10 protein-coding genes are annotated in these 8,212 nt (G+C 45.7%); all 10 read left to right on the plus strand.

What is annotated here, in order from left to right; all coding sequences use genetic code 11:
* Positions 1-177 precede the first annotated feature (177 nt).
* A complete protein-coding gene (locus RT269_RS09710) occupies positions 178-1,722 on the plus strand; it encodes a sugar ABC transporter ATP-binding protein (protein WP_313182216.1) in 1,545 nt (514 codons plus the stop codon).
* Between the two features lie 2 nt (positions 1,723-1,724).
* Positions 1,725-2,774: an ABC transporter permease gene (locus tag RT269_RS09715; RefSeq protein WP_100042265.1), complete on the plus strand. Its 1,050-nt coding sequence runs from the start codon at positions 1,725-1,727 to the stop codon at positions 2,772-2,774.
* A 27-nt stretch (positions 2,775-2,801) separates the two neighbouring features.
* Positions 2,802-3,878 (plus strand): ABC transporter substrate-binding protein, encoded by a 1,077-nt coding sequence (locus RT269_RS09720; protein WP_313182218.1) that lies wholly within the window; start codon positions 2,802-2,804, stop codon positions 3,876-3,878.
* Positions 3,879-3,945: 67 nt separating this feature from the next.
* Positions 3,946-4,986, plus strand: coding sequence for a TRAP transporter substrate-binding protein (locus tag RT269_RS09725; protein WP_313182219.1), 1,041 nt, complete (start codon positions 3,946-3,948; stop codon positions 4,984-4,986).
* A 199-nt stretch (positions 4,987-5,185) separates the two neighbouring features.
* On the plus strand, positions 5,186-5,434 hold the full coding sequence (locus RT269_RS09730) for a PspC domain-containing protein (RefSeq protein ID WP_313182221.1): 249 nt from the start codon (positions 5,186-5,188) through the stop codon (positions 5,432-5,434).
* A 189-nt stretch (positions 5,435-5,623) separates the two neighbouring features.
* Positions 5,624-5,944, plus strand: coding sequence for a PadR family transcriptional regulator (locus RT269_RS09735; protein WP_313182222.1), 321 nt, complete (start codon positions 5,624-5,626; stop codon positions 5,942-5,944).
* Positions 5,941-6,684 (plus strand): DUF1700 domain-containing protein, encoded by a 744-nt coding sequence (locus RT269_RS09740; protein ID WP_313182224.1) that lies wholly within the window; start codon positions 5,941-5,943, stop codon positions 6,682-6,684. The genes RT269_RS09735 and RT269_RS09740 overlap by 4 nt, the downstream gene beginning before the upstream one ends.
* Positions 6,681-7,583, plus strand: coding sequence for a DUF4097 family beta strand repeat-containing protein (locus tag RT269_RS09745; protein ID WP_313182225.1), 903 nt, complete (start codon positions 6,681-6,683; stop codon positions 7,581-7,583). The genes RT269_RS09740 and RT269_RS09745 overlap by 4 nt, the downstream gene beginning before the upstream one ends.
* A gap of 100 nt (positions 7,584-7,683) precedes the next feature.
* The gene (locus RT269_RS09750) at positions 7,684-7,872 is read left to right on the plus strand and encodes a PspC domain-containing protein (protein ID WP_025233585.1); all 189 of its coding nucleotides are present in this window, start codon (positions 7,684-7,686) and stop codon (positions 7,870-7,872) included.
* Between the two features lie 155 nt (positions 7,873-8,027).
* A partial coding sequence (locus tag RT269_RS09755; protein WP_313182227.1) for a small, acid-soluble spore protein, alpha/beta type occupies positions 8,028-8,212 on the plus strand: 185 nt, incomplete at its 3' end.

An 8,212-nucleotide genomic window follows, 5' to 3' on the forward strand; every position in this document is an offset into this window, starting at 1 on the left:
TCTGTTTGTTAAAATGCCTGTCATGATGAGATGACAGGTGTTTTTTTATGCACATTTAACTGAAAAGATAAAATTCTACTATGGATGATAAAAAGTTACGATAGTATCTGTCGAAACCTGTCGTTATAATGAATTCAAACACAGAGAGTGTATATAAAGCAGAGAGGAGGAAGGGGCATGGAACAGGAATTGTTTCGAATGGAAGGGATAAGTAAAAGCTTCCCCGGAGTCAAGGCTCTCGATAAGGTAAGTCTGTCAGTAAATAAGGGGGAGGTCCTTGGGCTTGTCGGTGAAAACGGAGCCGGTAAATCCACCCTGATGAAGATTTTATCCGGTGTTCACCGGGCAGATGAAGGTGAAATATTCATTGAAGGAAATAAGGTGGACATTGATTCCGTTGCAAAGGCCCATGAGCTTGGTGTGTGTATCATCATGCAGGAGTTAAATATGTGCGGTCATCTTAGTGTGGCAGACAATATATTTATCGGCAGGGCTCATAAAAAAGGAATTTTCATCGATGACGGCAAGATGCATGAGGAAGCGCAGAAGATCCTTGATGATCTGGGTATTGAACTAAATACCTATGCCCATGTGGGAAGCTTAAGCATTGCTCAGCAGCAGATGGTAGAAATTGCTAAAGCGATCAGCTTTAATTCAAAAATACTGGTTCTTGATGAGCCGACAGCAACCCTTACTGAAAAGGAGATCGAGCAGTTGTTCGGTATTATCCGCCGCTTAAAAGAAAAGGGAGTGGGTATGGTTTATATTTCCCACCGAATGGCGGAACTTAATCAGATCTGTGAACGGGTTACGATTATCAGGGATGGCCAGTACATAGGCACCAGGAATTTAAATGAGATCACCATGGATGAACTGGTAAATATGATCGTAGGGCGTTCTTTGGAGGATAAATATCCTAAATACAAGCGTAACATCGGAGAAATAGTTCTTGAGGCCAGAAATGTCCGCAGAGGCACTAAAGTAAATGCGGATTATTTTTGTGTGAGAAAAGGAGAAATTCTTGGAATATCAGGTCTGGTAGGAGCTGGAAGAACAGAGCTTATGCGCTGCATCTTCGGTGCGGATCAGGCGGATTCCATGGAGCTTACGCTGGAAGGAAAACCAATCAAGGTCAACTCTGTGATCCAGGCCATTAAGCATGGGATCGGATATGCTACGGAGGACCGGAAGCGTGATGGTCTGGCTCTTGGCCTTGATATTAAATATAATACGAACATGGCACATCTTCCAAACATCACTCATTATGGATTTATCAATGACAAGGAAGGGCTTAAGAATGCGGAAAAATATGTAGAGCTTCTGCGTACGAAAACCCCAAGCGTGCATCAGCTTTGCGGAAATCTTTCCGGAGGCAATCAGCAAAAGGTAGTTTTAGCCAAATGGCTGTGCAATGATGTAAAGGTGCTGATCGTTGACGAACCAACCAGGGGAATCGATGTAGGAGCCAAGTATGAGGTGTATGAGCTGTTTAACAAGCTGAGCGCCCAGGGAGTGTCCATTATCATGATTTCTTCTGAACTGCCGGAGATCCTTGGCATGAGCGACCGGATCCTGGTCATTCACCAGGGTGAAATCAACGGAGAATTGGATGCAAAGACCGCTACTCAGGAAGATATCCTGTATCTTGCGGCAGGTTATAACAAACTAGAAGGAAAACCGGCGCCCGTGTTATCAGGCATCGGTAATAGAAAGGGAGAGTAAGGATGGGAAACTTAAAAGCAATGGTGCAGGAAAAGAAAGGCGGTTCGTTCAACAAGCTAAATGCAGCCACACGGCGGGCAATCTACTCACTGTGCATCCTGGTCGGACTGTTTGTGCTGTTTTCGATTCTTCAGCCTGCTAAATTTTTAGCCCCGGCTAATTTACAGAACCTTCTGCAGCAGATCGTTACCTATACCATCATCGGCTGCGGCCTGACGTTCTGTCTGGTCTGCGGAGGAAACGATTTATCTGCCGGCGCGTCCATGGCACTGTCAGGCATTATTATGGTATCACTTCTGATGCAGGGACTGCCTCTTGTGGTATGTATCGCACTTTGCCTGATCATGGGTATCATGACAGGTATTATGAATGGATTTTTTATTGAAATTCTGGGCGTTGTGCCCTTTGTTGCAACTCTGGCAACCCAGTGGGTATACCGAGGCATGGCAAACGTGCTTGTAAACGGTGCACCTCTGTATACAACGAACATTCCTTCTAAGGAGATTCAGAAACAGTTTTACGTTCTGGGCGGCGGAAGGATCGGAGGGGATGGACTTCCCTACAGCGTTATCATTACTTTGGTTTATGCTTTGGTTTTAGGAATTGTTCTTGCAAAAATGCGGATTGGACGCCAGATCTATGCCTGCGGTTCCAACTTAGAGGCTGCAAAGCTTTCCGGAATTAATGCAGTAAAGACACGTATGTTTGCATATTGTATTTCCGGTTTATCCGCAGCAATCTGCGGAATCCTGGTTGCTTCCCGTCTTTCCAGTGCCCAGCCTACGGCAGGAAACGGTTATGAGATGGAAGCGATTGCAGCGTCTGTGTTGGGAGGCATCTCCATCCTGGGCGGAGAAGGAACGATTCTTAATACGGTAATCGGAGCCTTGATGATGGGAGTAATCCGGAACGGACTGAACTTAAACGGTGTCAATTCCTTCTGGCAGCAGATGATCGTAGGTATAATCCTGTTGATCGCAGTAGCATCTCAGACAGCGAAGAAAAGCGGAGACTTAGGGGCAATCAAGCGGTTTTTTGGCTTGAAAAAATAAAACAATCAATTCAGGAGGAAAAAAGAAATGAGAAAAGTAACGGCAGTTTTGTTGGCAGCGGCTATGGCAGTTGCCGGTATGACCGGATGTGGAAGCCAGTCTAGCAACGCGACCACCGGGGCAGCAGAATCCAGCCAGGGGGCGGCTACTGAAAAGGCGGAAGAATCAAAAGATTCCGCTAAGGGTGAAACAACAAAGGGAGAGAAAACCATTTACGTAATTGTAAAGGTTCTTGGAAACCAGTACTGGAGCGTGCTTCAGGCCGGTGCAGAACAGGCCGGTAAGGAACTGGGCTGCAACGTAGTAGTAGTAGGAACTGCTCTGGAATCAGATATCGAAGGCCAGCTTACCCTGCTGCAGAATGCAGTATCCGCACAGGCAGATGGAATCGTTATCGCTCCTTTAGACAGTGTATCCCTTGACGCTCCTATCACAGAGGCGTATAATTCAGGAATACCGGTAGTTCTGGTAGATACAGTGATCAATAGCGAAAACTACAGTGCAGCTCTTTTGACCAATAACGTAGAAGCAGGAAAAGTTGCTGCTGAGGAACTGATGCGCAGACTGAAAGACAAGGGAGTTTCTGAAACAGAAGATGCTCAGATCGCCATTCAGGTTGGCTCCACCGGTTCTCAGACCATCAATGACCGTGTGAAGGGCTTTAACGAATACTGGCAGGAAAATGCTCCTGAAAAATGGCAGGTATTAAACAACGATATTAAGGTAAACGATGGAGATATCAGCAAGGCAGTAGGTTTCTGCCAGGATTTTATCACCACATATCCGAACTTAAAAGCAGTGTTTGGTCCTAACAACGGTTCTACCGTAGGTTTTGTAACTGGTCTTACAGAATCAGGACGCACCGACATCTCCATGGTTGGATTTGACTTCTCTGCAGAAATTGAAACCATGATCCGCAGCGGCGAATACGATGTGTCTTCTGTAGTACAGCGCCAGTTTTATATGGGATATGACGGCGTAAAGACAGCTCTTGAACTGTCTGCTGGAAACACTGTAAATGAAAAGACAGTAGATACAGGTGTAATCCTGGTAAATACTGATAATGTGGATGACGCTGAAGTACAGAGCATCATTAATCCATAACCAAAAAATAATATAAATAACAAGCGCTTCCTCTGTGCCCAGGGGAGGCGTTTTGGGGGTAAAAGGAATGGACAAACAGATTGCCAAAAGGGCGGCTTTGATTGTTTCCGCAGTGGCTGCAGCTTGCTTTTTAATCATTCTCCTGAAACCGGGAAATCCGGGGAAAGCTCTTTTTTTAGGGGGCAGGAAAGAGGCACCGGAATATGTGCTTTCTTATGCGGATAACCAGCCGGAGGATTATCCAACCGTACAGGGAGCAAGGAAATTTGCAGAGCTGGTGCAGGAAAAGACGTCCGGAAGGATCAAGATCAATGTGTTTGCCGGCGGTGAAATGGGGAGTGAAAACGAAGTGGTGGAACAGCTTCAATACGGCGGGCTTGATTTTGCCCGGGTTTCGGTCATGATCCTGGCTGAGATAAAGCCTAAATTTAATGTGCTGCAGCTGCCTTACCTGTACAGAGATGAAAAGCATATGTGGAAAGTGCTTGATGGAGAAATCGGAGAGGAATTTAAGGATGATTTAAAGGAAAGCGATCTGGTGGCCCTTTCCTGGTATGATGCAGGCGCCAGACATTTTTACAATTCTTCCCGCCCTATAAAATGCGTAGAGGATATGAAAAAGATGCGCATTCGCGTTGCAAATTCCGACATGATGTCGGCTATGGTGGAGGCGCTTGGTGCCAGGGCGGTGCCAATGGCTTATTCTGAAGTATATGCAGCTTTAGAAACCAGCACCATCGATGGCGCGGAAAACAACTGGCCGTCCTATGAAACCATGGGACATTATGAGGTGGCAAAATACATCACGCTGGATGCCCACACCCGGATCCCTGAGATGCAGGTGGCCTCCCAGGCTACCTGGGAGAAGTTAAGTGATGCGGACAGGAAGATCATTACGGCCTGCGCAGAAGAGTCTGCCAGGTATGAAAGAAGGCTGTGGGAGATCCGTGAGGAGAATGTCAGGCAGCGGCTGATAAAGGCCGGCTGCATTGTCACGGAGCTTAGCTCGTCAGAACAGGTGCGCTTTCGGGCAGCTGTCATGACAGTTTATCAAATGTATTGCAGCGAATATATTGATGTGGTAAACCGGATCGCCCAGATACGGTGATGACTGGATAACGGATGCTTTCAAGGTGAATTGCCTGAAGCATCCGTTTTTAATTCTTTTTTATGTGGGTAGGATAAAAAATTCAATAGGTGTTGACAAGTAATATTATATGGCATATAATAATATTATACGACGTATAATATAGAGAATAAAACAATATTATATATCAGTTCAATAGAAGAAAGGAAGGTGGGCAATCGTGGAACCAAAACGTTTGTACCGGTCTGTAAAGAACAGAGTCCTCTGCGGTGTGTGCGGCGGTATTGGAGAATATTTTCAGGTGGATCCTGTTATGATAAGGCTGATATGGGTTCTTTTGATGTTTCTTCAGTCATGGCGCCATTTGTTCCGTTCGTTCATGGGATTTTCTCTGGTAGGAGGAAGCCTGGTCCTTTACGTCATTGCTGCGGTCATCATACCACAGGCGCCAAAGGATGAAATAAATTAACGTTGTTCAAGTATTAAGAATACACCCTTTGGGTATACCTGTATACCCGGAGAATTTGAGCAATCATAAGGATACACCCTTCGGGTATACCTGTATGCCCGGAAAACGTGGGCAATCATAAGGATACACCCTTCGGGTATACCTGTATGCCCAGAAAGCGTGGGCAATTATAAGAATAGGAGTGGGCACATGGTTTTTAACACAGGAGCAGCATTATTGGACGCCATTGTCCTTGCAATAGTGTCAAGGGATCAGGAGGGTACCTATGGTTATAAAATCACGCAGGATGTGAGAAATGTCATTGAGATTTCAGAATCAACCCTTTATCCGGTACTCCGAAGATTGCAGAAGGAGGAGTGTCTGGAGGTTTACGATCTGGCATTTGACGGCAGGAACCGAAGATATTATAAGATTACGGAAAAAGGTAGGGTTCAATTGAATCTCTATAAAGGTGAGTGGGTAGGCTACTCCCAGAAAATATCCCAGATTTTTGAGGAGGCACATATATGAGCAGGGATGAGTTTATGAGAGAGCTGGAGTATCTGCTGTCGGATATTCCAGATGATGAAAAGGCGGATGCCATCGAATATTACAGGGATTATCTGGAAGAAGCGGGGCAGGAAAATGAAGAAAAGGTAATCAAGGAGTTTGAAAGCCCTGAGCGGATCGCTGCGATTATCCGCTCGGACATATCCGGGAATTTAGATGACGGAGGAGAATTCACGGAGACCGGCTATCGGGATGAACGGTTTAAAGATCCGAATTACCAGATGGCAAAGCGGTATGATCTTCCGGAGGTATCCGATGACGGCCGATACGGCCACGAAGGACAGGAGAAAAAGCATAACAGGCGAAGAAGAGGCATGGATGGAAACCGTACCGTAAAAACTGTTTTATGGATCATATTAATTATTGCAGCTTCGCCTATCCTTATGGGAATCGGAGGAGGTCTTGTTGGCTTGTTAGGAGGAATTATAGGCTGCCTTGTGGCAGCAGTTGTTGGAGTCGGGGCACTGACCTTTGCCCTTTTAGCGGCCGGGGTCGGCTTGATTTTGGGCAGTGTCGTCTCCATGGTGATTCATCCCTTAAGCGGAGCCCTGCTGTTAGGGCTGGGAATCCTGTTCTTTGGCTTAGGAATGATTGCTCTGGCCCTCTGCGGTTCTTTTTATGGGAGCTTTCTTCCATTTCTTTTCAGAAGCTGTGTGAATGCCCTTAGCAGGTTATTTCATGGAAGGAGAAGCCGTTTATGAAAAGATTTGTAAAGATTTGTTTGATTGCCGGAAGTGTCTGCATCCTGATCGGCGGGGGGATTTCAGCCGTTGCCGCTGTGTTGGGAGGAAATTTACGGGATATAGTCCCTCAAAGAGTCATTGAATGGGAAAGGGGAATTTCGGGAGTTACTCTGGATGGTATTTGGAATGGGGTTAATTTTGATGATATTTACGTTCCGGAAGTTTTTTATGTAGGAGAAAAGGGGCAGGAAATTTTTTCTTCTCAGGAAGTAAAAAATCTGGATATAGTAATACGTACAGGAAATGTGGTTTTTGTGGAAGATCCCAAGGGAAATGAGATTAAGATTTTCTGCAACAGGGATCGATCCTGTTTTATCCTGTACGAAGAGAATGGTGATTTGGAGCTTCAGGAATATGATGGCTGGAAAAGAAAGGATGGCCCGGATCTGCTTTTTACGGTACAGGTTCCTAAGAATTACCGCTTTTCCGACGTTAACTTAAAATCAGTACATTCAAGCCGTTTTTCAGGCTATGAGGGTTCCGGCCCGGCGATGACGGCTCAGGCTCTTTCCGCAGATGAATTGAATATTGAAACGAAAGCCGGCGCCATAAAGATCAACGGCGGCAGCGTGGGAAGTCTTTCCGTGGAAACCAGTGCCGGCGCTGTGGAGTTTTCCGGAACAACTTCCGGAGATATTGAGGCGGTATGCCAGGTCGGTGCCATAAAGCTTGAACTAGCCGGGAAAAAGGAAGATTACAATTACGATATTTCGTGCAAGATGGGAGCTGTAAAGGTCGGAAATGAAGGCAGCGCGGCCTTAAAGGGCAGGAAGCAGATGGATAACGGGGCTGGAAAAGATATGGAGCTGGAATGCAAGACAGGAGCGATCCAGGTGGATTTTATGAATGAGTTATAATATAGCTTTTATCCCGTCCAACCAATTATCGGAAGTGTTTTTTATTCCGATAATATAATGATAGGATTTACAGGTCAAAGAATTGAAAGGAGATAAACAAATGGAAGACAATCAGAAGAAATTATACCGTTCCGATACGGACAAAATGCTTTGCGGGGTATGCGGTGGAATTGCGGAGTATTTTAACGTGGATTCTACTCTCATCCGGCTTTTGTGGGCGGTGCTTGCCTGCACAGGCACGGGGATTGTGGCCTATTTTATTGCGGCCATCATCATCCCCAGAAGATAAAAGGGCATTGCAAAGGCAGGAAACAAAAAGCAGGCTGCAGCGGACCAGAGTTCCGGCGCAGCCTGCTTTTTTGAAAATACCGGAAGGAATGTACGTTTAATTCTCCTGGTAGGGGGCATACTCTTTTTAGATTTAAGAAAAGGAGATTTGAGAATATGTCAAAGGGAAAGAGAAACGAACCATTTGATCCTCGTAATATGAAGCCGGAGGAAGTACTTAAATTTGAAATTGCAACAGAGCTTGGCCTTGGTGATAAGGTAATAGAGAGCGGCTGGCGCAGTCTGAGTGCAAAGGAAAGCGGCCGTATCGGAGGCCTGATTACAAAAAGAAAAAGAGAAAT

This window comes from Lacrimispora sp. (assembly GCF_032078915.1).
In the GTDB taxonomy this organism is placed as follows: domain Bacteria; phylum Bacillota; class Clostridia; order Lachnospirales; family Lachnospiraceae; genus Lacrimispora.